26 protein-coding genes are annotated in these 24178 nt (G+C 40.2%); 17 read left to right on the top strand and 9 right to left on the bottom strand.

Going from position 1 to position 24178, the window contains the following annotated elements:
• The first annotated feature begins 85 nt into the window (after nucleotides 1-85).
• From murD to pyrE, 5 genes are all read left to right on the top strand, one after another.
• Nucleotides 86-1438 (top strand): UDP-N-acetylmuramoyl-L-alanine--D-glutamate ligase, encoded by a 1353-nt coding sequence (gene murD / locus ACVAMZ_RS06600; RefSeq protein ID WP_461684392.1) that lies wholly within the window; start codon nucleotides 86-88, stop codon nucleotides 1436-1438.
• A gap of 1 nt (nucleotide 1439) precedes the next feature.
• Nucleotides 1440-2498 carry a UDP-N-acetylglucosamine--N-acetylmuramyl-(pentapeptide) pyrophosphoryl-undecaprenol N-acetylglucosamine transferase gene (locus ACVAMZ_RS06595; protein WP_036755417.1) on the top strand — a complete coding sequence of 353 codons (1059 nt, stop codon included), beginning with the start codon at nucleotides 1440-1442 and terminating at the stop codon, nucleotides 2496-2498.
• Between the two features lie 9 nt (nucleotides 2499-2507).
• A complete protein-coding gene (locus tag ACVAMZ_RS06590) occupies nucleotides 2508-3770 on the top strand; it encodes a cell division protein FtsQ/DivIB (protein ID WP_461684391.1) in 1263 nt (420 codons plus the stop codon).
• Between the two features lie 236 nt (nucleotides 3771-4006).
• Entirely contained in the window at nucleotides 4007-4708 is a 702-nt protein-coding gene (gene pyrF / locus ACVAMZ_RS06585; RefSeq protein WP_178895270.1) for an orotidine-5'-phosphate decarboxylase, read from the top strand.
• A 31-nt stretch (nucleotides 4709-4739) separates the two neighbouring features.
• Nucleotides 4740-5372, top strand: coding sequence for an orotate phosphoribosyltransferase (gene pyrE, locus ACVAMZ_RS06580; RefSeq protein ID WP_461684390.1), 633 nt, complete (start codon nucleotides 4740-4742; stop codon nucleotides 5370-5372).
• 62 nt (nucleotides 5373-5434) lie between these two features.
• Here the strand turns inward: pyrE and ACVAMZ_RS06575 are convergent, their stop codons facing one another.
• The 4 genes from ACVAMZ_RS06575 to ACVAMZ_RS06560 are packed head-to-tail and all read right to left on the bottom strand — an operon-like array spanning nucleotide 5435 to nucleotide 8396.
• On the bottom strand, nucleotides 5435-6301 hold the full coding sequence (locus tag ACVAMZ_RS06575; protein ID WP_461684389.1) for a cysteine ABC transporter substrate-binding protein: 867 nt from the start codon (nucleotides 6299-6301) through the stop codon (nucleotides 5435-5437).
• A gap of 18 nt (nucleotides 6302-6319) precedes the next feature.
• Nucleotides 6320-7078, bottom strand: coding sequence for an amino acid ABC transporter ATP-binding protein (locus ACVAMZ_RS06570; protein ID WP_461684388.1), 759 nt, complete (start codon nucleotides 7076-7078; stop codon nucleotides 6320-6322).
• Complete coding sequence (locus tag ACVAMZ_RS06565) at nucleotides 7079-7756, bottom strand: amino acid ABC transporter permease (RefSeq protein WP_461684387.1); 678 nt, start codon at nucleotides 7754-7756, stop codon at nucleotides 7079-7081.
• Nucleotides 7716-8396 carry an amino acid ABC transporter permease gene (locus tag ACVAMZ_RS06560; RefSeq protein ID WP_461684386.1) on the bottom strand — a complete coding sequence of 227 codons (681 nt, stop codon included), beginning with the start codon at nucleotides 8394-8396 and terminating at the stop codon, nucleotides 7716-7718. Before ACVAMZ_RS06560 ends, ACVAMZ_RS06565 begins: the two co-directional genes overlap by 41 nt.
• 207 nt (nucleotides 8397-8603) lie before the next feature.
• Between ACVAMZ_RS06560 and ACVAMZ_RS06555 the strand changes: the two genes are divergently transcribed.
• The 7 genes from ACVAMZ_RS06555 (at nucleotide 8604) to manA (ending at nucleotide 15884) form a co-directional block, all read left to right on the top strand.
• Entirely contained in the window at nucleotides 8604-8999 is a 396-nt protein-coding gene (locus ACVAMZ_RS06555) for a CopY/TcrY family copper transport repressor (RefSeq protein WP_461684385.1), read from the top strand.
• Between the two features lie 10 nt (nucleotides 9000-9009).
• A complete protein-coding gene (locus ACVAMZ_RS06550) occupies nucleotides 9010-9381 on the top strand; it encodes a cupredoxin domain-containing protein (protein WP_004252344.1) in 372 nt (123 codons plus the stop codon).
• Between the two features lie 9 nt (nucleotides 9382-9390).
• The gene (locus ACVAMZ_RS06545) at nucleotides 9391-11613 is read left to right on the top strand and encodes a heavy metal translocating P-type ATPase (RefSeq protein WP_461684384.1); all 2223 of its coding nucleotides are present in this window, start codon (nucleotides 9391-9393) and stop codon (nucleotides 11611-11613) included.
• 217 nt (nucleotides 11614-11830) lie between these two features.
• A complete protein-coding gene (gene spxB / locus ACVAMZ_RS06540; RefSeq protein ID WP_461684383.1) occupies nucleotides 11831-13606 on the top strand; it encodes a pyruvate oxidase in 1776 nt (591 codons plus the stop codon).
• 110 nt (nucleotides 13607-13716) lie between these two features.
• Nucleotides 13717-14064 (top strand): VOC family protein, encoded by a 348-nt coding sequence (locus tag ACVAMZ_RS06535; RefSeq protein ID WP_461684382.1) that lies wholly within the window; start codon nucleotides 13717-13719, stop codon nucleotides 14062-14064.
• Between the two features lie 147 nt (nucleotides 14065-14211).
• On the top strand, nucleotides 14212-14790 hold the full coding sequence (locus tag ACVAMZ_RS06530; protein WP_016466606.1) for a DUF3592 domain-containing protein: 579 nt from the start codon (nucleotides 14212-14214) through the stop codon (nucleotides 14788-14790).
• Between the two features lie 149 nt (nucleotides 14791-14939).
• On the top strand, nucleotides 14940-15884 hold the full coding sequence (gene manA, locus ACVAMZ_RS06525) for a mannose-6-phosphate isomerase, class I (RefSeq protein ID WP_461684381.1): 945 nt from the start codon (nucleotides 14940-14942) through the stop codon (nucleotides 15882-15884).
• 42 nt (nucleotides 15885-15926) lie between these two features.
• Here manA and ACVAMZ_RS06520 read toward each other — a convergent pair whose 3' ends face one another.
• Nucleotides 15927-17267 carry a sodium-dependent transporter gene (locus ACVAMZ_RS06520; protein WP_075232231.1) on the bottom strand — a complete coding sequence of 447 codons (1341 nt, stop codon included), beginning with the start codon at nucleotides 17265-17267 and terminating at the stop codon, nucleotides 15927-15929.
• Between the two features lie 231 nt (nucleotides 17268-17498).
• Between ACVAMZ_RS06520 and ACVAMZ_RS06515 the strand changes: the two genes are divergently transcribed.
• Nucleotides 17499-18239 carry a MerR family transcriptional regulator gene (locus ACVAMZ_RS06515; RefSeq protein ID WP_461684380.1) on the top strand — a complete coding sequence of 247 codons (741 nt, stop codon included), beginning with the start codon at nucleotides 17499-17501 and terminating at the stop codon, nucleotides 18237-18239.
• Between the two features lie 120 nt (nucleotides 18240-18359).
• Here ACVAMZ_RS06515 and ACVAMZ_RS06510 read toward each other — a convergent pair whose 3' ends face one another.
• From ACVAMZ_RS06510 to ACVAMZ_RS06495, 4 genes are read right to left on the bottom strand one after another with little or no spacing between them, the layout of a single operon-like run.
• Nucleotides 18360-18815: an NUDIX domain-containing protein gene (locus ACVAMZ_RS06510; RefSeq protein ID WP_461684379.1), complete on the bottom strand. Its 456-nt coding sequence runs from the start codon at nucleotides 18813-18815 to the stop codon at nucleotides 18360-18362.
• A 10-nt stretch (nucleotides 18816-18825) separates the two neighbouring features.
• A complete protein-coding gene (locus ACVAMZ_RS06505) occupies nucleotides 18826-19347 on the bottom strand; it encodes a DUF1697 domain-containing protein (RefSeq protein WP_025170160.1) in 522 nt (173 codons plus the stop codon).
• A gap of 38 nt (nucleotides 19348-19385) precedes the next feature.
• Nucleotides 19386-20564, bottom strand: a complete 1179-nt coding sequence (locus ACVAMZ_RS06500; RefSeq protein ID WP_461684378.1) for a BaiN/RdsA family NAD(P)/FAD-dependent oxidoreductase — start codon at nucleotides 20562-20564, stop codon at nucleotides 19386-19388.
• A 56-nt stretch (nucleotides 20565-20620) separates the two neighbouring features.
• A complete protein-coding gene (locus ACVAMZ_RS06495; protein WP_461684377.1) occupies nucleotides 20621-21466 on the bottom strand; it encodes a DegV family protein in 846 nt (281 codons plus the stop codon).
• A gap of 124 nt (nucleotides 21467-21590) precedes the next feature.
• Here ACVAMZ_RS06495 and ACVAMZ_RS06490 point away from each other — a divergent pair, with 124 nt between their 5' ends.
• The 4 genes from ACVAMZ_RS06490 (at nucleotide 21591) to clpP (ending at nucleotide 24104) form a co-directional block, all read left to right on the top strand.
• Nucleotides 21591-22148, top strand: a complete 558-nt coding sequence (locus ACVAMZ_RS06490; RefSeq protein WP_004252362.1) for a TetR/AcrR family transcriptional regulator — start codon at nucleotides 21591-21593, stop codon at nucleotides 22146-22148.
• An 18-nt stretch (nucleotides 22149-22166) separates the two neighbouring features.
• Nucleotides 22167-22634 carry a deoxycytidylate deaminase gene (locus tag ACVAMZ_RS06485; protein ID WP_461684376.1) on the top strand — a complete coding sequence of 156 codons (468 nt, stop codon included), beginning with the start codon at nucleotides 22167-22169 and terminating at the stop codon, nucleotides 22632-22634.
• Nucleotides 22635-22723: 89 nt separating this feature from the next.
• On the top strand, nucleotides 22724-23353 hold the full coding sequence (upp, locus tag ACVAMZ_RS06480; protein WP_004252365.1) for a uracil phosphoribosyltransferase: 630 nt from the start codon (nucleotides 22724-22726) through the stop codon (nucleotides 23351-23353).
• Between the two features lie 160 nt (nucleotides 23354-23513).
• A complete protein-coding gene (gene clpP, locus ACVAMZ_RS06475) occupies nucleotides 23514-24104 on the top strand; it encodes an ATP-dependent Clp protease proteolytic subunit ClpP (protein ID WP_004252366.1) in 591 nt (196 codons plus the stop codon).
• Nucleotides 24105-24178: the final 74 nt, after the last annotated feature.

The following is a 24178-nucleotide window of genomic DNA, read 5'->3' as shown; positions in this document are numbered from 1 at the left end:
CAAAAAACAAATAAGAAAGCCCTTTGTGGCTTTTTTATTTTCATAAAAATGGTAAAATAGTAAGAGTAGAAATGGAGTTCTAGATATGAAACGAATTGATCAATTTGAAAATAAGAAAGTATTAGTCCTAGGTTTAGCTAAATCAGGTGAGTCTGCAGCTCGTCTCTTGGACAAGCTAGGAGCCATCGTAACGGTGAATGATGGTAAGCCCTTTGAGGAAAATCCAGCTGCGCAAAGTCTTTTGGAAGAGGGCATCAAGGTTGTCACTGGTGGACATCCTTTGGAATTGTTGGATGAAGATTTTGCTCTCATGGTAAAAAATCCAGGAATTCCTTATAGCCATCCTATGATTAAAAAAGCTCTAGAAAAAGGCATTCCAGTCTTGACAGAGGTTGAGTTGGCCTACTTGATTTCTGATGCACCGATTATTGGTATTACTGGTTCAAATGGTAAGACTACGACCACAACTATGATTGGAGAAGTTCTGACTGCTGCAGGACAAAATGGGCTTTTATCAGGTAACATTGGTTATCCTGCTAGTCAAGTGGCTCAAACTGCAACAGCTAAGGACACCCTTGTCATGGAACTTTCTTCTTTCCAATTAATGGGAATCCAGGAATTCCATCCTGAAATTGCTGTTATCACCAACCTGATGCCAACACATATTGACTATCACGGTTCTTTTGAAGCCTATGTGGCAGCCAAGTGGAATATCCAAAGCAATATGACAGTAGCTGATTACCTAGTATTGAACTTCAACCAGAAATTAGCTAAAGAACTTGCGACAAAGACAAACGCGACTGTAGTACCATTCTCAACACTTGAAAAGGTTGACGGTGCTTATCTTGAAGATGGTCTTCTTTACTTCCGTGGTGAAAAAGTCATGGCAGCTGATGAAATTGGTGTTCCAGGTAGCCACAATGTAGAAAATGCTCTTGCAACCATTGCCGTTGCTAAACTGCGTGGCGTTGATAATGAAACCATCAAGGAAACCTTGTCTGCCTTTGGTGGAGTTAAACACCGTCTCCAGTTTGTAGACCAAATCAATGGCGTTAAATTTTATAACGATAGTAAGTCAACCAATATCTTAGCAACTCAAAAAGCCTTGTCAGGATTTGATAATAGCAAGGTTATCTTGATTGCTGGTGGGTTGGACCGTGGCAATGAGTTTGACGAATTGGTTCCTGATATTACTGGACTTAAGAAAATGGTCATCCTCGGTCAATCTGCAGAACGTGTCAAACGTGCAGCGGATAAAGCTGGTGTGGCTTATGTCGACGCGACTGATATTGCAGATGCGACTCGTAAGGCTTATGAACTTGCAGAAGAAGGAGATGTGGTTCTCCTCAGTCCTGCCAATGCAAGCTGGGATATGTATGCTAACTTTGAAGTACGTGGAGATCTTTTCATCGACACTGTAGCGGAGTTAAAGGGATAATATGAAAAAAATTGTATTTACTGGTGGGGGAACGGTTGGACACGTTACCCTCAACCTTTTGTTAATGCCTAAGTTCATTGAAGATGGCTGGGAAGTCCACTATATTGGTGATAAAAATGGGATTGAGCATCATGAAATTCTCAAGTCAGGTTTAGATGTTACCTTCCATTCGATTGCAACAGGGAAATTACGTCGATATTTCTCATGGCAAAATATGGTTGACGTCTTTAAGGTTGCTTTTGGAATTCTTCAATCGCTCTTTATCATGCTTCGAGTTCGTCCACAAGCCCTCTTTTCTAAGGGTGGATTTGTATCTGTTCCGCCTGTTATCGCAGCGCGAGTATGCAGAGTACCAGTCTTCATCCACGAGTCTGATCTCTCTATGGGATTGGCCAATAAAATTGCCTATAAGTTTGCGACTAAGATGTACTCTACTTTCGAGCAAGCATCTAGTCTCACTAAGGTAGAACATGTAGGAGCTGTGACCAAGGTTTCTGGTCCAGTTATGGAAGAACCTGAAGAAATGGTGGATATCCGAACTTCTTTCAACGACAAATTACCAACTCTTCTTTTCGTCGGAGGTTCTGCTGGTGCGCGTGTCTTTAACCAATTAGTCACAGACCACAAGGAAGAGCTGACTAGTCGCTATAATATCATTAACCTGACAGGTGATGCTAGTTTAAATGAACTAAGTTCAAACCTCTACCGTGTTGACTATGCGACGGAACTCTATCAACCACTCATGAATATGGCTGATGTGGTCATCACTCGTGGTGGTGCCAATACGATTTTTGAACTCCTTGCTATGGCTAAATTGCACGTCATTGTGCCACTGGGTCGTGAAGCCAGTCGTGGAGACCAGATTGAAAATGCAGCCTATTTTGTGAAGAAAGGCTATGCTGAGGAGTTGCAAGAGAGCGATTTGACTTTGTCAACTTTAGAAGAAAAAGTAAATCAACTCTTGACAAACAAAGAGATTTACCAAAACAAGATGAAGAATTCTCAGGAATTAAAATCTGTGGCAGATTTTTATGAGTTACTAAAAAAAGATTTATCATAAGGAAAATTGATGTCAAAGGATAAAAAGAATCAGCACACTCAAGGCAAGGAATTGTCAGAGTGGCAAAAACGAAATCAAGAATATCTTCAAAAAAAAGCTGAAGAAGAGGCGAAACGTGCCGAAGAAGCTCGTGAAAAAGAAGAACAAGTATCAGAGTCTTCTGAAAGCGCTCAAGAAGTGTCAGAATGGCAAAAACAACACCAGGAGTATTTGAGTAAAAAAACGGAAGAAAAATCTACGAGTTCTGAAGAAGAGGACGAAGAATCCGAAAAATCTGAAGAGAAGGATTCGGATACTAGCGATGAGACTTCAAATGAAGAGAAAGATTCGGAGGAAACTCCTCAAGAAGACTCTAAGAGTCAGGATCAAGTAGAGAAAGAAAAAGCTGACGAAAAGGTTAAGAAACAGAAAAAGGTAAAAACCAAGAGTAAAGCTCCTAAACCTCCCATTCCTTCTATACATATCTGGCGAGCAGTTACAATCCTCGTCCCAAGTTTTATAATCTTATTCTTGTCTATTTATCTTCTAAGCCCTCTAGCTACAATGAAACATATTGAAGTTACAGGGACGGTTCAGACAAGTGCAGACCAAGTTAGAGAAGCGTCTGGCATTCGTGACAGCGACTATACAATCAGTTTGCTCTTAAATAAAGATAAGCATGCGGAAATGGTCAAATCAAATCACTGGATTGAATCGGCTAAGATATTTTATCAATTCCCAGTTCACTTTACTATTGAAGTGAAAGAATTTGAAATTGTAGCCTACTCTGTTTCTGGAGATAGCTATTATCCAATCTTATCTAGTGGAAGCGTTGAATCAACAGCCGTTAATGCTGATACTTTACCTGAGAAATATATATCTGTTTTATTTAACGATGAGGAACAGATCAAAAGTTTGATTTCTCAGTTAAATGAAGTTAGTCCAGAAATTAAGCAAGAGATTGAGAAGATTGAACTTGCACCAAGTAAGGTAACAAGTGACCTTCTAAAGATTACCATGTATGATACGGATGAGATTTTGGTTCCTTTATCTGAACTAGGGAAGAAATTACCCTACTATAGTAAGATAAAACCACAGTTAACAGTGCCTAGTGGAATTGACATGGAGGTTGGTATCTATAGCTATAGTCTAGTGGATAAGGCTCTGGATGACGAAAGAATCAAAGCCAAGGAAGAGGAAAAGAAAAAACAGGAAGAAGAGAAGAAAAAACAAACTGAGCAAGGAAGTCAGGATCAAACGACACAAACCACTCAAACGACACAGAGTCACTAAGCTTCAAATGACTTAGTTTGATGATTGCTCCTCTTGTTGATGAAGACAGTTACTTGTTTTTACTTGACAAGTACCACTTTAAATAATAGAATAGTAAAAAACCTTTAAAGCAGTCCAGAGAGGCAGCTAAGGTTAGACGGTGAAAGGGTGGAGACTGCCCATTTTTCGTGGAACCTTGCTGTAGGCAGGTTCCTTTTTTCATGCTCTCTAGCTAACAAAGGTAAAAGGAGAAAAGTATGCGCGAAGCCCGTCCAGTTATTGCTCTTGATTTTCCAAGTTTTGAGGCAGTCAAGCAATTTTTAGCTCTTTTTCCAGCAGGAGAGAGCCTCTATCTAAAGGTAGGTATGGAACTCTATTATGCTACAGGACCTGAGATTGTTTCTTATCTGAAAGGTTTGGGACATAGTGTCTTTCTGGATCTTAAACTCCATGATATTCCAAATACAGTCAAATCAGCCATGAAGGTCTTGTCTCATCTGGGCGTTGATATGACCAATGTTCATGCCGCAGGTGGTGTAGAGATGATGAAGGCTGCGCGTGAAGGTCTTGGAAAAGAAGCCAAATTGATTGCTGTTACCCAGTTGACTTCAACTTCTGAAGAACAAATGAGAGACTTTCAAAATATTCAAACCAGTCTTCAAGAATCGGTTATTCACTATGCCAAGAAAACTGCTGAAGCGGAATTAGATGGTGTGGTTTGTTCAGCTCAAGAAGTAAAACTCATCAAAGAAGCTACCAGTCCAGAATTTATTTGCCTGACACCAGGTATTCGACCAGCAGGGGCTGCAGTTGGAGATCAAAAACGAGTGATGACACCTGCAGATGCTTATCATATTGGTAGTGACTACATCGTTGTCGGTCGCCCAATCACTCAAGCCACTGATCCAGTAGTAGCTTATCATGCTATCAAGGATGAATGGACACAAGACTGGAAATAAGAATAAAGTATAAAATACAAAGGAGAATCCCATGACACTTGCTAAAAACATTGCTAGCCATCTATTGAAAATTCAAGCTGTTTACCTCAAACCAGAAGAGCCTTTCACTTGGGCCTCAGGTATCAAGTCACCGATTTATACGGATAATCGTGTAACACTTGCCTACCCAGAGACACGTACCTTGATTGAGAATGGTTTTGTAGAAGCCATCAAGTCAGAATTCCCAGAGGTAGAAGTGATTGCAGGAACAGCGACTGCGGGTATCCCACACGGTGCCATCATCGCTGATAAGATGAATCTGCCATTTGCTTATATCCGTAGCAAACCTAAAGATCATGGTGCTGGAAACCAAATCGAAGGTCGTGTAGCTCAAGGACAAAAAATGGTCGTTGTGGAAGATTTGATTTCAACTGGTGGTTCTGTGCTTGAAGCTGTAGCAGCTGCTAAACGTGAAGGAGCAGATGTTCTTGGTGTTGTTGCCATTTTCAGCTATCAATTACCAAAAGCAGATAAGAATTTTGCAGATGCTGGTGTCAAACTAGTGACTCTTTCAAACTACAGCGAGCTCATCCACCTAGCCCAAGAAGAAGGCTACATTACACCAGAAGGACTTGCTCTCCTAAAACGCTTTAAAGAAGACCAAGAAAATTGGCAAAATGCTTAAGGTATATAAAAATCAGGTAATCATTAGGGTTACCTGATTTTTTTTGTTACATTTATTAGATGTTAGTCAACTTTTCCACCTTCAACAACTAGGTCATCTGCTTTAGCAGCATCACCGTAAGTTGGGTGAAGTGTTTTTTCATAAGCCTTGTGGAAGAAGTTTTCTTTGCCTAATTTTTCGATTTCTTGGTTGATGTAGTCAAGTAGTTCTTGGTTACCTTTTTGAACTGCGGGTGCAATGGTATCTGGGTTACCTAGAGAAGAAATTCCTACCTCATATCCTTTATTTTCAAGCGCCCAAGCTAGAACTTCAGTATTGTCAGTAGAGAAGGCATCTCCACGTCCATCAAGAAGGGCTTGGTAGGCATCGCTATATTGATCGTATTTTTGGAGTTTTACTTCTGGGTGATTTTTCTCAAAGTAAGTTTCAGCAGTGGTTCCTTTTGTAACAATCAAGGTTTTTCCTTCAAGTTCTTTAACGTCCTTGATGACTTTATCTTTTGGTGACACAACACCGAGAGAAACTTTCATGTAAGGAAGGGCAAAGTCAACTTGTTTCTTACGTTCGTCAGTAACTGTAAAGTTAGCCAGGGTGATATCAACCTTGTTTGAAATCAAGTATTCAGCACGGTTGGCAGCATCGACAGAAACGTATTTGACCTTTACACCAAGGTCTTGTGCTAATTGGTTACCTAGTTCGATATCATAACCTTGGTAAGAACCGTCGTTGTCAACATAACCAAATGGTTTTTTGTCTCCAAATACCGCAATTCGAAGTTCACCACTTTTCTTAATTTCATCAATAGTACGAGCTTTGGCAGTTGTCTTTGTAGATGAAGTATCAGAGCTTCCACTTGAACTACAAGCTGTGACGAAGATAAGTGCAAATGCTAGAGCAAAAACAGTTAGAATTGGTTTAAGTAGTTTCATAATAATCTCCTTTGTTGATTATAGATATGAGCCAAACTGGCTAAAGTCAAAGACGTTTAAAAATTCTTGTGCTCGTTTGGTTTGTGGATTTGTGAAGAATTCTTGGGCAGTTCCTTCTTCAGCAATCTTCCCTTGGTCAAGGAAGATGATGCGATCCGCAATTGCTTGGGCAAACTGCATTTCATGGGTTACCAGTATCATGGTACGCCCTTCTTGTGCCAAGTCATTGATAAGCTCTAGGACCTCACGCACCATTTCTGGATCTAGTGAAGCAGTTACTTCGTCAAAGAGGATAATTTCTGGATGCATGAGAAGTGCACGGACGATGGCTACCCGTTGCTTTTGTCCACCAGATAATTGACGAGCGAAGCTATGTTTTTTGTCTAGAAGTCCGACACGTTCCAGTAGTTGCAGAGCTTCTTCAGTGACTTCTTTTTTGTCTCTTCCCTGAGCCTTGATAGGTCCTAGGATGAGGTTTTGAAGGACATCTAGGTGAGGAAAGAGTTCATAACTTTGAAAGACCATACCGATCTTTTGGCGAACCAGGTGAAAATCTTTTTTATTTTCAACGATGGACTGACCATCAAGCAGGATATCTCCTCCTTGAATACTTTCTAAGCCATTGAGGCAACGAAGTAGCGTACTTTTACCACAACCAGATGGTCCTAGGATGACGACGACTTCTCCCTTTTTAATATCTAGGGAAAGTCCTCGGAGGATTGGATTGTCTCCGAAGGATTTTTTTAGTTCCTTGATTTCTAAAATAGTTTCAGACATTTAGTTCCTCCAATGTTTTTCTAGATGAGTAGATAGTTTGGAAATAGGGAAGCAAACTGCGAAATACAAGACTAGGATGGTTCCATATATCCAAAAGGAAGCGGTTGGGATGGTTAAGCGATTGCTATCAATGATTTGTTGTCCAACCTTGGTAACCTCAACAACTCCAATCAAAACAACCAAGGAAGTCGTTTTGATCATACGAGTGACAAGATTGATGGCTTGCGGTAGAAGCCTTCTCAAAACTTGAGGGATAATAATATGGTAGTAGAGTTGCACTTTAGTTAAGCCAAGCGCTTGTCCGCTCTCAAACTGATGTTTAGGCAAGGAAGTGATAGCTCCACGAACCAAGTCCCCCATCTCAGCTGTTCCCCAGAGGGTGAAAACGATAATAGCAGAAGTCTCCCCAGAGATATTGATATTAAAGTTTCGAGCTAAGCCAAAGTAAACGATGAAAAGGAGTACTAGCTGCGGCATAATCCGGATAAATTCTAGATATAAGCGTGTCAATAAGCGAATCAATCTAGAATGAGAGGTCATGATAATTCCCATAACCGTTCCGAAAATCATGGATAAGAAGACAGACAGGATAGAAATCCCAATTGTGACGCCCAATCCCTGTAAAATTCTCAGGAGATTATTTCCCTGAAAGAGTACTTGCATTCCCGAATCCTGCATGACGGAGCCTCCTTTCTATCCAACTAAAGACTAGTGAAATAGGTAGAAGCATGATAAGGTAAGCAACCACCAACATGGCTAGTGCGATATCTGTTTCATAGTAGAGTCCAATCAAATCCTTAGCAACATACATTAGGTCAGCAAGGGCGACTGCCGAAAAGACAGAAGTTTCCTTGATGAGGAAAATAACATTGGCGCTAAAAGATGGTAGAGCCACCGCAGTCGCTTGTGGAAGGGCCACGTAGCGAAATACCTGAAATGGAGTAAGCCCAATGGCTAAACCGATTTCATGCTGGGTTCGACTGACTGCTTCTAGCCCGCTACGGAAGGATTCTGCCATGTAGGAACCACCTAAGAAGATGAGCCCGATTGTTGCACAGACTTCTGAAGAGAGAACAATCCCTATTCGAGGTAGACCGAAGTAGAGAAAGAAAAGTTGTATCAAAAGGGGAGTATTTCGTGACAATTCTATATAGGCTGTTGCCAGTTGGGAGAAAACAGGAACGCGGTAATGTCGGATAACGCTGACGATGAGCCCCAGCAAAAAAGAACCTAGAATTCCCCAAACTGCAATATGCAAGGTCAGAAAAAAAGCCTTTTGATAGAGTGGTAGATATTGTTCAACAATGGACCAATCCAAAAGTAGAACCTCCTATCTAGGAAAATAATACAGTTATTGTAGCATTAAAATAGAGCTTTGAATAATATGTATTTTTTATCACAATGATAGACAAAATCTATTGGAAAGAGAAATTTAAAAAAATTTAGGAAATTTAGTTGACAAATGTAGATTTTAAGAGTATACTGATAATTGTAATTGACAAATGTAGATTTTGGAGGTGTGCTGATGCAGATTTCGGATGCAGAATGGCAGGTCATGAAGATTATCTGGATGCAGGGAGAACAGACTAGTACTGATCTCATAAAAGTATTAGAGAAAAGGTTCAGTTGGTCCAAATCCACGATCCAGACACTCTTGGCACGTTTGGTGGAGAAAGAATGTTTGACTCGAGAAAAGCAGGGCAAGTCCTTTATCTATTCAGCGTTGTTGACGCAGGAAGATAGTAGGAAGTTACTTGTCCAGGATATCAAATATAAGCTTTGTTCTCGCAGGATGAAGCAGTTACTTGCTGATTTGATCAAAGAATGTGACTTTACCCTAGCTGACTTGGAAGGCTTGGAAGAAGTGATTTCAAAGAAAAAAGCAAGTGCTGTAACAGAAGTAAGATGTAATTGTATGTAAAGGAGACGCTATGTTAAATCTATTTGTATCTATTGTTGTTTTAGGAATGATTGCTTTTATCCTCTTTTGGTTTTTCAAGAAACCGCAAGAAGATGCTAAGAGAGCCCAGCAAAAAAATGGCTATCAAGAAATTCGAGTGGAAGTCATGGGGGGATACACTCCAGGAACTATTATCCTCAAAAAATCGCAACCTGCTCGCATTATTTTTGATCGAAAAGATCCTTCACCTTGCTTGGACCAAATCGTTTTTCCAGACTTTGGAGTGCATGCAGATCTACCTATGGGAGACCAATATGTGGTTGAAATCACTCCTGAAGAAGCAGGTGAGTATGGTTTCTCTTGTGGCATGAATATGATGCACGGTAAGATGATTGTAGAATAGGAGAATGATATGACAGAAATTGTAAAAGCAAGCCTTGAAAATGGCGTTCAAAAAATCCGTATCACGGCAGACAAAGGCTACCATCCAGCCCACATTCAACTGCAAAAAGGGATTCCTGCTGAGATTACCTTTCACCGTGTGACACCATCAAACTGCTATAAGGAAATTCTCTTCGAAGAAGAAGGGATTCTAGAACCAATCGCTCAAGACGAGGAAAAAGTCATTCGCTTTACGCCTCAAGACTTGGGCGAGCATGAATTTTCATGCGGCATGAAGATGCAAAAGGGGACCTACACCGTTGTTGAAAAAACTAAAAAGTCTCTCAGTCTTTTACAACGTTTTTGGATTACTAGTATCTTTACTGTGCCTCTTGTGATTCTCATGATTGGGATGTCTACAGGAGGAATTAGTCACCAAGTCATGCGTTGGGGCACCTTTTTAGCCACAACACCCATTATGCTGGTAGCTGGAGTTCCATATATCAGAAGCGCCTGGGCTAGTTTTAAAAAGCACAATTCCAACATGGATACCTTGGTTGCTCTGGGAACCCTAGTGGCCTATTTCTATAGCTTAGTAGCCCTCTTCACTGGTCTGCCCGTTTACTTTGAAAGTGCTGCGTTTATCCTCTTCTTCATTCTTTTGGGAGCAGTTTTTGAGGAAAAAATGCGAAAAAATACTTCGCAGGCAGTCGAAAAATTATTAGACCTACAAGCAAAAACAGCAGAGGTTTTGCGTGATGATGTTTATGTTCAAATACCTCTAGAACAAGTCAAAGTTGGGGATCTCATTCGCGTTCGACCAGGTGAAAAAATTGCCGTTGATGGTATTGTCTTAGAAGGTGAAACGAGTATTGATGAATCAATGGTGACTGGGGAAAGTATTCCAGTCGATAAATCAGTTGGAGATGCTGTCATTGGTTCAACCATCAATAATAGTGGTACGATCATTTTTAGAGCCGAAAAAGTGGGCTCTGAGACTATGTTGGCTCAGATTGTGGACTTTGTGAAAAAAGCGCAAACGAGTCGTGCTCCTATTCAAGATTTGACAGACAAGATTTCTGGGATTTTTGTACCAGCAGTTGTCATTTTAGGACTTCTTACTTTTTGGATCTGGTTTGTTTTCTTAGGAGAAAGCTTTGTGACGTCGCTCCTCTATGGAGTAGCAGTTTTGATAATTGCCTGTCCTTGTGCACTAGGACTCGCGACACCGACAGCACTCATGGTTGGAACAGGACGAAGTGCCAAGATGGGGATTCTTCTCAAAAATGGTACAGTTTTACAGGAAATCCAAAAAGTCCAAACAGTTGTTTTTGATAAGACAGGAACCTTGACCGAAGGGAAGCCAGTGGTAACAGATGTTGTCGGAGATGAAGGAAAAGTGCTAAGTTTGGCTGCTTCACTGGAAGATGTATCTCAACACCCGCTAGCTCAAGCTATTGTTAATCGTGCATCTGAACTAGGAATTAGCCTTTACCCAGTGGAAAACTTCCAAGCCTTGCATGGAAAAGGTGTGACTGGGATTATTAATGATAAACAAGTCTTGCTGGGGAATGCCAAACTTTTAGCTGACCTTGCTATTCCACATGATTATCAAGAACGATTTGATTTGCTTGAGAAAGAAGCAAAAACAGTTGTCTTCCTATCCGTAGATGGTCAGTTAAAAGGCTTAATTGCCTTGCAGGATGTCCCTAAGGAAAATGCCAAAGAAGCTATTGCCAAATTGAAAAAACGTGGCCTTAGAACTGTTATGCTTACCGGAGATAATGCTGGAGTAGCCCATGCGATTGCAGAGCAAATTGGGATCGAAGAAGTGATCGCAAATGTCTTGCCAGAGGAAAAGGCACATGAAATTCACAAGCTTCAAAAGAATGGTAAACTTGCCTTTGTTGGAGATGGTATCAATGATGCGCCGGCCCTCAGTGTAGCGGATGTCGGAATTGCAATGGGCTCTGGGACAGATATTGCCATCGAATCAGCAGATCTTGTCCTTACAACCAACAATTTACTAGGATTGGCACGTGCTTTTGATATGAGTAAGAAGACCTTTAATCGTATTCTACTCAATCTTTTCTGGGCTTCTATCTATAACCTCATTGGTATTCCGATTGCAGCAGGAGTGTTTTCTGGTCTTGGTTTGGTACTCAATCCAGAACTTGCAGGATTGGCCATGGCATTTAGTTCAGTATCTGTTTTAATCAGTTCTCTCATGCTTAATTTTACTAAAGTCGATTAAAAAGGCGGTCTTAACCGCTTTTTTCTATTCTAAAACAGATTTTCAAAACGCTTCCAAACTGTACTGTAATAGAGAATGAAAGTTTCTGAGCACATTCTTATGAATCTGAAAACAAATGTGATAAATTAGGATTGTAAATTTACTGAATCGTTTTCAAATAACATATAAAAGCGTTTTTTGTAAATATATGAAATTATTTTGAAGGAGAGTTATCATTATGACTCAAGGGAAAATTACTGCATCTGCAGCAATGCTCAACGTATTGAAAACATGGGGCGTAGACACTATCTACGGTATCCCATCAGGAACACTCAGCTCATTGATGGACGCTTTGGCTGAAGACAAAGATATCCGTTTCTTGCAAGTTCGTCACGAAGAAACAGGTGCTCTTGCAGCGGTTATGCAAGCTAAATTTGGCGGATCTATCGGTGTTGCAGTTGGTTCAGGTGGACCTGGTGCAACTCACTTGATCAATGGTGTTTACGATGCAGCTATGGATAACACTCCATTCCTTGCTATCCTTGGATCACGTCCAGTTAACGAATTGAACATGGATGCCTTCCAAGAATTGAACCAAAACCCAATGTACAACGGTATCGCTGTTTACAACAAACGTGTAGCTTACGCAGAGCAATTGCCAAAAGTGATTGACGAAGCTTGCCGTGCTGCCGTTTCTAAAAAAGGTCCAGCTGTTGTTGAAATTCCAGTAAACTTTGGTTTCCAAGAAATCGACGAAAACTCATACTACGGTTCAGGTTCATACGAGCGTTCATTCATCGCTCCTGCTTTGAACGAAGTTGAAATCGACAAAGCTGTTGAAATTTTGAACAACGCTGAACGCCCAGTGATCTACGCTGGTTACGGTGGTGTTAAAGCTGGTGAAGTGATTACTGAATTGTCACGTAAAATCAAAGCACCAATCATCACAACTGGTAAAAACTTCGAAGCTTTCGAATGGAACTACGAAGGTTTGACAGGTTCTGCTTACCGTGTTGGTTGGAAACCAGCCAACGAAGTGGTCTTTGAAGCAGACACAGTTCTTTTCCTTGGTTCAAACTTCCCATTTGCTGAAGTTTACGAAGCATTCAAAAACACTGAAAAATTCATCCAAGTCGATATCGACCCTTACAAACTTGGTAAACGTCACGCCCTTGACGCTTCAATCCTTGGTGACGCAGGTCAAGCAGCGAAAGCTATCCTTGATAGAGTAAACCCAGTTGAGTCTACTCCATGGTGGCGTGCAAACGTGAAGAACAACCAAAACTGGCGCGATTACATGAACAAACTCGAAGGTAAAACTGAGGGTGAATTGCAATTGTATCAAGTTTACAATGCAATCAACAAACATGCTGATCAAGACGCTATCTACTCAATCGACGTAGGTGACACTACTCAAACATCTACTCGTCACCTTCACATGACACCTAAGAACATGTGGCGTACATCTCCACTCTTTGCGACAATGGGTATTGCCCTTCCTGGTGGTATCGCTGCTAAGAAAGACAATCCAGATCGCCAAGTATGGAACATCATGGGTGACGGTGCATTCAACATGTGCTACCCAGACGTTATCACAAACGTTCAATACGACCTTCCAGTTATCAACGTTGTCTTCTCAAATGGTAAATATGCCTTCATCAAGGACAAATACGAAGACACAAACAAACACTTGTTTGGTTGTGACTTCCCTAATGCTGACTATGCGAAAATCGCTGAAGCGCAAGGTGCTGTAGGAATTACAGTTGACCGTATCGAAGACATCGATGCAGTTGTTGCAGAAGCTGTTAAATTGAACAAAGAAGGTAAAACTGTTGTAATCGATGCCCGCATCACACCAGACCGTCCACTTCCAGTAGAAGTACTTGAATTGGATCCAAAACTTTACTCAGAAGAAGCAATCAAAGCCTTCAAGGAAAAATACGAAGCTGAAGAGCTTGTACCATTCCGCCTCTTCTTGGAAGAAGAAGGGTTGCAATCACGCGCAATTAAATAATTCCTCTCGTCGAAAATCACATGTAAATTTTGTAGATTTTATTCTTTGGTTTTCAAAGAGTGGAACTTGAAAAGATCGGAGCAATCCGGTCTTTTTGTGGAGGACAGTAAATGAATTTAAATCAATTAGATATTATCGTGTCAGATGTTCCCCAAGTCTGTGCTGAATTAGAGTGTATCTTGGATAAAAAGGCGGACTATGTTGATAACAGTTTTGCTCAGTTCACGATTGGCAGTCACTGTCTCATGTTATCCCAAAATCATTTGATTCCTTTGGAAAATTTTCAGTCAGGAATCATTCTACACATTGAGGTTGAGGATGTCGACCAGAACCAAAAGCGGTTAAAAGAGATTGGTGTCGAGATTTTACACGGTCCTTGTGAAACGGATTGGGGAACAGAATCCCTGTTAGTTGAAGGCCCTGCTGGTCTAGTCATTGATTTTTATTGTATGAAATAGGATGCTTAGTCATTTGAAATTAACCTTAATGATTCTTAAAACAGAATGTGAGAATATGAACTATTAAAAGATCGGAGCAATCCGGTCTTTTTTTCTCCCATCTTTTCTGTTAAAATAGAGTCATCATCATGTTTGAAGGAGAAAAAGATGCCAACAACATTCTTTCTATTATTTGGCTTAATGTCGTTAGGCTTTGCTGCCTTCACCTATTTTATGTTCGACATTTTTATCTTTAGTAATTACAGAAATGCCAAGAGATGCACCGAAAGAACGGAAGGAGTTATTATCCGATATTCCTATGCTCTTTATAATGGAATTAGCCTGCCAGTTGTCGAGTACACTGTTGATGGGAACCAATACAAGGTTTTAGGACCGAAATTTCTATATGCGATTTCAAATACAATCAGTACTCCCTTGGGTTCGATCGTATCTGATGTCAAAATGGATAATTTTGAAGATGGGGAAATTCCTCAGGTTTTAAGATACAAGATTTATAGGAACAGTTTCATCTCTTTAACAAAATCACCTTTAATGGAACGATTTCCAATTGGAGGAAAGGTAACTGTTTATTATGATCCTAAAAAACCAAAACATTCCTACGTAGAAAGACCGCTAAAACCAGGTCGTTATGCATGGTTGACTAAATGTTTAGCTTATTTCCTTGTTTTTCTGATGGTTGCTCTAGCTTTCTTTATCGTGTTCATTCTTCCAAATCTTGTGAACTAATAGTTTTTTGTAGATTTTTTAAAGCATAAAAACAATATCGTTACTATTTTTATAAAATCTTCTCCCTACTTTATAAGATAAGAAAAAGAGTTCAATTAGGACTCTTTTTTTGCTATAATGAGGGTGAAAAATTAGACAGGAGATGTAACATGTCAGAACCGTTATTTTTAAATTCTGTAATGCAAGAAAAAATCTGGGGTGGTACTAAACTTCGTGATGAGTTTGGCTACGACATTCCAAGCGAAAAGATTGGTGAGTATTGGGCAATATCAGCTCACCCAAATGGTGTTTCTAAGATAGCTAATGGGCGTTTTGAGGGAACAGACCTAGCTACTTTGTATGCAGAACATCGTGAGTTATTTGGCAACCGTCCAGAGCCTGTATTTCCGCTCTTGACAAAAATCCTTGATGCCAATGACTGGCTCAGTGTTCAAGTTCACCCAGACGATGCTTATGGACTAGAGCACGAAGGCGAACTTGGAAAAACAGAATGTTGGTATATCATCGCTGCAGATGAAGGCTCAGAGATTATTTACGGTCACAATGCTAAGTCAAAAGAAGAACTCCGCCAGCAAATCGAAGACAAGAACTGGGATGCCTTGCTGACAAAGGTACCTGTTAAGGCCGGAGATTTCTTCTATGTACCAAGTGGAACCATGCACGCTATCGGTGCAGGTATCTTAATCCTTGAAACGCAACAGTCTAGTGATACTACCTACCGAGTTTATGACTTTGACCGTAAGGATGATAATGGTAACTTGCGTGAACTTCACCTCGAAAAATCAATCGATGTATTGAATATTGGTGAGCCTGCAAACAGCCGTCCTGTGACTGTCAAAGTAGATGATTTGCGTTCAACTATACTTGTTTCTAATGATTTCTTTGCTGTTTACAAGTGGGAAATCACAGGAAAAGTTGAATTTGAGAAGACAGCTGATTACAGCTTGTTCAGCGTCTTGGCTGGTCAAGGGAAACTGACTGTAGACGGAAAAGATTATCCAATTCAAAAAGGTAGTCACTTTATCTTACCAAGTGATGTTGAAGCTTGGACCTTGGAAGGGCAAGGTCTAGAATTGATTGTAAGCCATCCATAAAAAGAAAAGACTTGAGAGATATTCTCAAGTCCTTTTTTGTATTTACATAAATTGGGCGATAAAGACCACGATAATGATAATTGGAATGATGAAACGAAGAAGGAAAAGCCAGACTTGGAAAAGTCCTTGTTTCCAAGGTGTTTCATCAAGATGAAGTTCCTCCATTGCCAGTGTTTTCTTAAAAATATAGCCTGTAAAAAGGGACAAGCAGAGAGCACCGAAAGGCATGAGGAGGTTGGAAACCAAGAAATCCATGGCGTCAAAGAAGGTCTTTCCAAAGATATGGACATCAGCCATCACACCATAGGATAGGGCCGAAGGGATACCAAAGACAAAAGTCAATACCCCTAAAATCATACTCCACTTAGCACGCTTACGATTGTTTTGGTTGGTGATATTTCCAACATTGATCTCAAGCATAACGACTGAGGAAGTTATCGTCGCAAAGAGGAAAAGCAAGAGAAAGAGAATATAGAAAATAGTACCAAAAGGCATATTATCAAAGAGTTGCGGCAAGACAATAAAGAGGAGACTTGGTCCACCTTCAGATTGGATATTAAAGGCTGACATCGCAGGGAAAATCGCAAGTCCCGCCATGATAGAAACTGAGATGTTCAAGGCTACAATGGACATTCCTGATTGGACCAGCTTGGTCTTCTTGTCTAGGTAGGAAGCGTAGGTCAGCATGGCTGTAACTCCAAGGGATAGGGCAAAGAAAGATTGACCCAGTGCATAGAGAAGTCCAGCACTTGTTAGTTTTGAAAACTCAGGTTTGAGGAAGTAAACGACGCCTTCCATGGCATTTGGCAAACTGAGAGAACGCCCGATAATAACAATAAAGATGATAAAAAGTAGGGGCATCATAACCTTAGATGCTCTTTCAATACCTTTTTGAACGCCGTGTGAAACAATGAAAATGTTCAAGAAGATAAAGGCTGCTTGAGCTCCTAAAGCAATAACTGGATTAGAAATGATGGAAGAGAATTGCTGGGCATAATCTCCATTTCCGATTAGGTGGAATAATCTTCCAATCTCGATACCAAGGTATACCAGAATCCAACCCCCAATGACACTATAAAAGGAGAGAAGGATGAAAAGAGCAAAGGCACCAATCCAACCAATAAAGTTGTACTTTTGATTGTTTCCAAGCTTGCCAAAGGTTTTGATTGCTGACACGCCAGCGCTTCGACCAAGGGCAAACTCAGCCAGTAGAAGAGGGAAACCAATTAAAATTGTCGAGATAAGAAAGACCAGTAAGAAACCTCCCCCACCATTGGCAGCGGTCATATAAGGGAACTTCCAAACAGCCCCAAGACCAATAGCAGAACCAGCAGATGCAAGGATGAAGCCCAGTTTTGATCCCCATTGCGATTTTTCAGACATCGTTAAAACTCCAATCTATTTTTAAAATAAGAAAAGGCTACTTGAATTGTCAAATAGCCCTCTCTCAATTGCTCTCTAAGAGCCTTTTATTTGATTGATAGACTTGATTATCCTATCATGTTTTCTGAAGCCTGTCAAGAAAGCGATTTTCAAGTTTTCATAAAAAATATGATAAAATACTTGACTCTACCCTAAGGTAAGGGGATATACTATTCATGTGAGGAGGAAATCATGTACCATATTAAAGAAGCTGCGCAACTTTCAGGTGTCTCCGTAAAGACCCTCTACCATTATGATAAGATAGGACTCTTAGTTCCGTTAAAGTCAGAAAATGGCTATCGAATTTACAGTCAAGAGGATTTAGAACGACTTCAGGTTATCCTCTATTACAAGTATCTAGGCTTTTCTTTAGAAAAAATAGCAGAGTTATTGAAGGAAGATACGACAGATATATTGTCACATTTAACTAGACAGTTGGATTATTTAACCCAGGAGAGGCAACATCTGGATACCTTAATTTCAACCTTACAAAAAACCATTCAAGAACAAAAAGGAGAAATAAAAATGACCATTCAAGAAAAATTCACTGGATTTAGCTACCAAGACAATCAAAAATACCACCAAGAGGCGGTAGACAAGTATGGCCAAGAAGTCATGGATCAAGCCCTTGATCGTCAAAAAGGACGAGAGGATGAGGTTACATCAGCCTTTAATCAAGTCTTTCAAGCCTTGGCTCAAAATCTCAAAGCTGGTCTACCGATAACAGAATCTGAAAATCAAGAGGAAGCAGCCAAGCTCTTACAAGCTATTCGTACTTATGGATTTGACTGCTCTATCGAGGTCTTCGGTTATATCGGCCAAGGCTATGTCTATAATCCAGAGTTCAAGGAAAACATTGATAAGTTTGGAAAGGGAACAGCTCAATACACTTCAGATGTTATTGCCCACTATGTAGGCACACAAACTCGATAAAACTCAAAGACCAAGCTAGAACTGAAAAAGCCAGTAACAGAATTTTAATTGGAGGACACAGACCTAGCTTGAAGATTAGACAAGCTAAAAATCGGCGGAGATACCTCTGCCGATTTACTGTTATTTGAGTTGGTAAGACCAGTCTTCCCCATCCTTATAGTAAAAGAACTCACTGAGATCTTCTTCAAGAAAAACACGAAGCATATCAGACATATCCTCAGTAGCCAGTTTAAGATGAGATAGATTTTCAAAAGCCTCCCACCAGACTTTTCCTTCGTCTGAAGATTGGAGCTCACCAGTAAAGTGTTCTGTTTTGTAAAAGAGGACAACATAACGAAAGTCCTCGTCATCATACCAATCTTTGATACCACAGAGTTGAGGCTTAGAAATGGTCAGACCAGTTTCTTCCTTCACTTCGCGAATGACAGCATCGACAAAGAATTCGCCACGTTCAACATGACCACCAGGAAAAGTAATGCCAGGCCAGTTAGGACTAACTCGGTCTTGAACTAGGACCTTGTCCCCATTTTTAATCAAGCACATGTTGACAAATTCGACTGATTCTCTTCTGATCATATTATTTTTCCTATTTTGTTAGTAATTTTTCTACCACGTTTAATTTTCGCATGGTCAGATCAACGCCGAATAGCTTTTCAAGATAGTTGGTATTAAGTTTTTTTCGTTTTGCAGTTCTAGGGAGATAGAGGTAAAGACAATGGTTGCCTATACAAATTTCTTCTTCCCCATAGTCACCATCCAATTTTTCTAATGGTAGACTTTGGATATCATTTTGAAAAAGGATCACATGTATTCGGTCAAAAAGATAGTGTTTTCCAAATGGGTTTTCTTGGACAATTTTTGCAAAATCATTTTTGTTCTTGATTACCATTTTTAAATCAGCACCAATTTTTTCCTTTATTAGAGTGTGAACCTGTTCTCGTATTTCTTCCAGAGATAAGTCACTTTCAAGAATGATATTCCCACTTTGAATATAGGTTCGAACGTGTTGAAAATCAGCCTCTATCAAGATATCTACTAGATAAGACATTTTAGGGATAGCATTTTTTCCATTAGGAGTAACTCCCCTTAGTAAGATAATATGTTCCAAAGTAGTTCCTTTCTTATCTAACATCCTTAGATACTAAATCATTTATAGATTAAGTTTGAGCCTGCCACCCAGCCAGTACAGAGGGCAGAAGTGATGTTAAAGCCACCCGTGTGGGCATTGATATCTAGTACTTCGCCAGCAAAGTGGAGTCCAGGAACCAATTTACTTTCTAGCGTTTTAGGATTGATTTCCTTGAGGCTGACCCCTCCCTTAGTCACAAAGGACTTGGCAAGGGACATCTTCCCTGTTACAGGAATCTTGAGGGACTTGATAGACTGGATAAGTTGGTCCCGTTCTTTTTCAGTTAGCTGTTTAACTTTTTCAGGGTATCCTTGGACAAAGAATTCTGCCAAGCGTTCTGGCAACAAAGATTTCAAGGCATTTTTTAAGGATTTTTCACGGTTTTCTTCTAGAAAATTTATTAAGTCGCCTTCAGAAAGTTGTGGCAAGACATCTAAAGATAGGATTTCGCCACCCTTGACAAAGCTTGACATACGCAGAGCAGCGGGACCAGATAAACCAAAGTGGGTAAAGAGCAGGTCATGGGTAATAACATGCTTACCACAGCTAAGAGTTACATCGTCTAGGGAAATTCCCTGCAAGGCCTTATGCGGGAAATCAGTCAATAAGGGACTTTCAGCAGCCTCAAGTTCGGTAATGGTGTGTTTGAAATGACGGGCAATCTCGTGGCCAAAACCAGTTGAACCAGTAGAAGGATAGGATTTGCCACCAGTTGTGACGATGAGTTTATCACAAGTAAAGGTCTGGTCTGCGGACTTAAGGACAAACTGGTCGTCTATCTTTTTAACAGAAACAATCTCTGTTTGAGTAGCAATTTGCCCGCCTAGTTCAATGATTTTCTTTTCCAAGGCTTCGATTATGGTTCGCGATTTATCGCTGGCTGGGAAGACACGTCCGTGGTCTTCAACCTTGAGTTTAACACCATTTTCCGTGAAAAAATTAATGATATCATGGTTATCAAACTGGGAGAAGACACTGTAAAGAAATCGCCCATTGCCTGGGATTCCAGCTAGTAGGTCGTCTAAAGTGCTGTTGTTAGTTACATTGCAACGACCACCACCAGTTCCAGCTAATTTTTTTCCAAGTTTCCGATTTTTTTCAATGAGAAGGGTTTTCTGCCCGTAAAAGCTACTGGAAATCGTAGCCATCATACCAGCAGGGCCACCTCCGATGACAATAGTATCAAAATGTTTCATAAGAGTATTGTACCATAAAAAAACAAGAGATGATTAGACATCTCTTGTCAGATTTATTAGTTGATTTCGTATCCCATGAGGAGCCCACCTTCTTCCGCATAGAAACTGCAGAGTCCAGAAGTTGGGATGATTCTAATGTCAGCTTGTGGGTATTTTTCTCGTAAGAGCTCTGAGAGCTGTTGGCAGAATTTTTCATTGCTGCGGTGAGCCATGACGATACGCCCACCAGCGTAGCCAGCTTTGATTAACTCTTCATAAGCAGCCTGAAGAGACTTTTTAGCACCACGAGCCTTTTGGAGGAGTTCTAAGGTTCCGGTTTCACTTGCTTCCCCAACCATACGAATATTGAGGAGTCCGACAACTGTACCAATAAGCTTACTCAATCGACCGTTTTTAACCAAGTTATCCACTTTAGCAAGAACGAACAGCAACTTCGTTTTTTCTTGATAAGTAGTAATCACTTCAACGACTTCATCAAAAGAAAGTCCTTGGTTGATCAAATCATTGATCTTTTCGACGATTAGGTCAACTTCCCCACCAGCTGATAAGCTATCGATGACATGAATCTGAGTATCAGGGTGTTCTTCGAGATAGATATTCTTAGCTAATTGAGCACTATTGTGGCTACCAGAGAGAGTTCCAGTGATAGTCACTACAAAAATATGTTTGGCGCCTTCGAATGCTCGTAAGTAATCATCAGGACTAGGGCAGGCTGATTTTGAAGCTTCAGAAGTCGCATACATAGTTTCCATCATCTTATTGATATCCAGATTGGCATCATCGACAAAGACTTGATCTGCTACCTGAATCTTTAAGGGAACACTGACAAATTCAGTATCAAAAGCGGGGTTTGCCAGTTGGCGATAATCACAACCAGAGTCAGCTACAATCTTCCAAGTCATAGAAATTCTCCATCTTTATCACTTATACATTGACAAAGGTTCTGTCTTTTTTTACAATTATATCATGAAAGCCCTTGAAACAAAAGTAGTACCTCTCTGTTGTCACAAGTAGAAAGAAATTGTTATGTCTGAACGCAAAATATCTGAAAAATCGCTTGAAAACCTTAGAAAATCAAATCAAGAATCTAATTTGCTAACCAGAGAAGCGATTGAAACAGCTCTTTTGCAACTCTTGGAGAAAAAGGAGTTGGCTAAGATTAGCATTTCTGAGTTAGTCAAGCGTGCTGGCGTTTCTCGTGCAGCTTTTTATCGAAACTATGATTCAAAAGAAGAGATTTTAGAAAGTGTCTTTAAACGTAGCGTCCATAATATCATGGAGCAATTGAGTCATTACGATGTTAAAACAGACCTTTATCTCGTATGGGTTCACCTCTTTAGAGAAGCCAAGAAAGAAGCCAAGGTTATTCAGCTTGCCCTAGACTATCACTTAGAAAAAATCTTTGTGCAAGCCATGCAAGAATTTCTAGAAAAATACTATGGGAAATCAAAAGGTGTCAGTTCTTACCTGCATTCTTTTTGGAGTTCGGCCATCGTATCGGTCTTGCTTAAATGGATCAAGGATGGGATGAAGGTTCCTGCTGAAAAAATCGCAGATCTACGCCTGCCATTTTTCAAAAAATAAAACATGAGGAGAAATGCTATGACAGAAAAAAGACTAGCTTGGGATGAGTATTTTGCTGCTCAAGCCCTATTGATTGCCAATCGCTCAACCTGTAAACGTGCCAAGGTAGGAGCTGTTTTAGTCAAGGATAACAAGGTTATTTCAACAGGCTATAATGGTTCTGTATCAGGAACAGAGCATTGTATCGATCATGACTGTCTGGTGATTGAAGGCCACTGTGTCCGCACTCTTCATGCAGAAGTGAATGCTATACTGCAAGGAGCCGAACGTGGAGTTCCTAGAGGCTTTACAGCTTACGTTACTCATTTTCCATGCCTCAACTGTACAAAACAACTGCTTCAGGTAGGTTGTGAGCGTGTTGTTTATATCAACCAATACCGTATGGACGACTATGCCCAACACCTTTATCAAGAAAAGGGAACAGAATTAACTCACCTACCACTTGAAACAGTGCAGGCAGCTCTCCAAGAGGCTCACCTAATCTAGAAATTATAAAAAAATAAATGGTTTAGAAAGCTTTTTAAACCATTTTTTGATATAATAAGAAGAATAAATTGAAAGAAGGAATTCTGAAAATGGGAAAACTTGAAGTTATTAATCATCCACTGATTCAACACAAATTATCAATCTTGCGTCGCACTGACACTTCTACAAAAGCTTTTCGTGAACTAGTAGACGAGATTGCAATGTTGATGGGATATGAAGTGCTTCGTGATCTTCCACTTGAAGATGTAGAAATCGAAACACCGATCACAAAAACAGTTCAAAAACAGTTGGCTGGTAAAAAATTGGCGATTGTCCCAATCTTGCGTGCAGGTATTGGTATGGTTGATGGACTATTGAGTTTGGTTCCAGCAGCAAAAGTTGGTCACATTGGTATGTACCGTGACGAAGAAACCCTTCAACCAGTAGAATACTTGGTAAAATTACCTGAAGATATTGACCAACGTCAAATTTTTGTAGTTGATCCTATGCTTGCAACAGGTGGATCAGCGATTTTGGCTGTTGACTCCCTCAAAAAACGTGGAGCTTCAAACATCAAGTTTGTCTGCCTTGTATCAGCTCCAGAAGGTGTGAAGGCACTTCAAGCAGCACACCCTGATGTAGAAATCTTTACAGCAGCTTTGGATGAACGCTTGAACGAACATGGTTACATCGTTCCAGGTCTTGGAGATGCTGGAGACCGCTTGTTCGGAACAAAATAAGATTCTAAAGTGATATTGAGACTAAAGCCTAGTCTTAGTTTTGAAAGGAGGTTAAATTTTTGTATCTGTTAGTAGGATAGAGCAAAAATTTGACCTTTTTTGACCAAGGATATATAATAATCCTATTAACAAAGAAATTAGAAATCAAAAGGAGAAATGAATGATTCCTGTAGTTATTGAACAAACAAGTCGTGGAGAACGCTCGTATGATATTTACTCACGTCTTCTTAAAGACCGCATTATCATGTTGACTGGACCAGTCGAAGACAATATGGCAAACTCAGTTATCGCCCAATTACTTTTCTTGGATGCCCAAGATAGTACAAAAGATATTTACCTTTATGTAAACACGCCTGGAGGTTCTGTATCAGCTGGTTTGGCAATCGTTGATACTATGAACTTTATCAAGGCAGATGTCCAAACTATCGTTATGGGAATGGCAGCCTCAATGGGGACTGTCATTGCATCAAGTGGAGCAAAGGGCAAACGTTTCATGCTTCCAAATGCAGAATACATGATTCACCAACCAATGGGTGGTACAGGTGGTGGTACTCAGCAGACTGATATGGCCATCGCTGCTGAACACTTACTTAAAACCCGTAAGACTTTGGAGCAAATCCTAGCAGATAATTCTGGCAAATCTGTTGAGCAAATTCATAAAGATGCTGAACGTGATTACTGGATGAGCGCTCAAGAAACTCTTGACTACGGTTTTATTGACGAAATTATGGCTAATAATTCTTTGAATTAAACTACTAAAGCAAGCTCGACTGAGCTTGTTTTTTTTGATATAATAGAAGGAAGATTGTTAGAAGGAAGTTGAAT

Source organism: Streptococcus sp. KHUD_017, from assembly GCF_054861245.1.
This window is presented reverse-complemented; position numbering and strand designations above follow the sequence as displayed.

What these genes read in the sequence shown, in the direction of transcription:
- murD (WP_461684392.1), top strand. Translation starts at nt 86, where the DNA reads ATGAAACGAATTGATCAATTTGAAAATAAGAAAGTATTAGTCCTAGGT.
- ACVAMZ_RS06595 (WP_036755417.1), top strand. Translation starts at nt 1,440, where the DNA reads ATGAAAAAAATTGTATTTACTGGTGGGGGAACGGTTGGACACGTTACC.
- ACVAMZ_RS06590 (WP_461684391.1), top strand. Translation starts at nt 2,508, where the DNA reads ATGTCAAAGGATAAAAAGAATCAGCACACTCAAGGCAAGGAATTGTCA.
- pyrF (WP_178895270.1), top strand. Translation starts at nt 4,007, where the DNA reads ATGCGCGAAGCCCGTCCAGTTATTGCTCTTGATTTTCCAAGTTTTGAG.
- pyrE (WP_461684390.1), top strand. Translation starts at nt 4,740, where the DNA reads ATGACACTTGCTAAAAACATTGCTAGCCATCTATTGAAAATTCAAGCT.
- ACVAMZ_RS06575 (WP_461684389.1), bottom strand. Translation starts at nt 6,301, where the DNA reads ATGAAACTACTTAAACCAATTCTAACTGTTTTTGCTCTAGCATTTGCA.
- ACVAMZ_RS06570 (WP_461684388.1), bottom strand. Translation starts at nt 7,078, where the DNA reads ATGTCTGAAACTATTTTAGAAATCAAGGAACTAAAAAAATCCTTCGGA.
- ACVAMZ_RS06565 (WP_461684387.1), bottom strand. Translation starts at nt 7,756, where the DNA reads ATGCAGGATTCGGGAATGCAAGTACTCTTTCAGGGAAATAATCTCCTG.
- ACVAMZ_RS06555 (WP_461684385.1), top strand. Translation starts at nt 8,604, where the DNA reads ATGCAGATTTCGGATGCAGAATGGCAGGTCATGAAGATTATCTGGATG.
- ACVAMZ_RS06550 (WP_004252344.1), top strand. Translation starts at nt 9,010, where the DNA reads ATGTTAAATCTATTTGTATCTATTGTTGTTTTAGGAATGATTGCTTTT.
- ACVAMZ_RS06545 (WP_461684384.1), top strand. Translation starts at nt 9,391, where the DNA reads ATGACAGAAATTGTAAAAGCAAGCCTTGAAAATGGCGTTCAAAAAATC.
- spxB (WP_461684383.1), top strand. Translation starts at nt 11,831, where the DNA reads ATGACTCAAGGGAAAATTACTGCATCTGCAGCAATGCTCAACGTATTG.
- ACVAMZ_RS06535 (WP_461684382.1), top strand. Translation starts at nt 13,717, where the DNA reads ATGAATTTAAATCAATTAGATATTATCGTGTCAGATGTTCCCCAAGTC.
- ACVAMZ_RS06530 (WP_016466606.1), top strand. Translation starts at nt 14,212, where the DNA reads ATGCCAACAACATTCTTTCTATTATTTGGCTTAATGTCGTTAGGCTTT.
- manA (WP_461684381.1), top strand. Translation starts at nt 14,940, where the DNA reads ATGTCAGAACCGTTATTTTTAAATTCTGTAATGCAAGAAAAAATCTGG.
- ACVAMZ_RS06520 (WP_075232231.1), bottom strand. Translation starts at nt 17,267, where the DNA reads ATGTCTGAAAAATCGCAATGGGGATCAAAACTGGGCTTCATCCTTGCA.
- ACVAMZ_RS06515 (WP_461684380.1), top strand. Translation starts at nt 17,499, where the DNA reads ATGTACCATATTAAAGAAGCTGCGCAACTTTCAGGTGTCTCCGTAAAG.
- ACVAMZ_RS06510 (WP_461684379.1), bottom strand. Translation starts at nt 18,815, where the DNA reads ATGATCAGAAGAGAATCAGTCGAATTTGTCAACATGTGCTTGATTAAA.
- ACVAMZ_RS06500 (WP_461684378.1), bottom strand. Translation starts at nt 20,564, where the DNA reads ATGAAACATTTTGATACTATTGTCATCGGAGGTGGCCCTGCTGGTATG.
- ACVAMZ_RS06495 (WP_461684377.1), bottom strand. Translation starts at nt 21,466, where the DNA reads ATGACTTGGAAGATTGTAGCTGACTCTGGTTGTGATTATCGCCAACTG.
- ACVAMZ_RS06490 (WP_004252362.1), top strand. Translation starts at nt 21,591, where the DNA reads ATGTCTGAACGCAAAATATCTGAAAAATCGCTTGAAAACCTTAGAAAA.
- ACVAMZ_RS06485 (WP_461684376.1), top strand. Translation starts at nt 22,167, where the DNA reads ATGACAGAAAAAAGACTAGCTTGGGATGAGTATTTTGCTGCTCAAGCC.
- upp (WP_004252365.1), top strand. Translation starts at nt 22,724, where the DNA reads ATGGGAAAACTTGAAGTTATTAATCATCCACTGATTCAACACAAATTA.
- clpP (WP_004252366.1), top strand. Translation starts at nt 23,514, where the DNA reads ATGATTCCTGTAGTTATTGAACAAACAAGTCGTGGAGAACGCTCGTAT.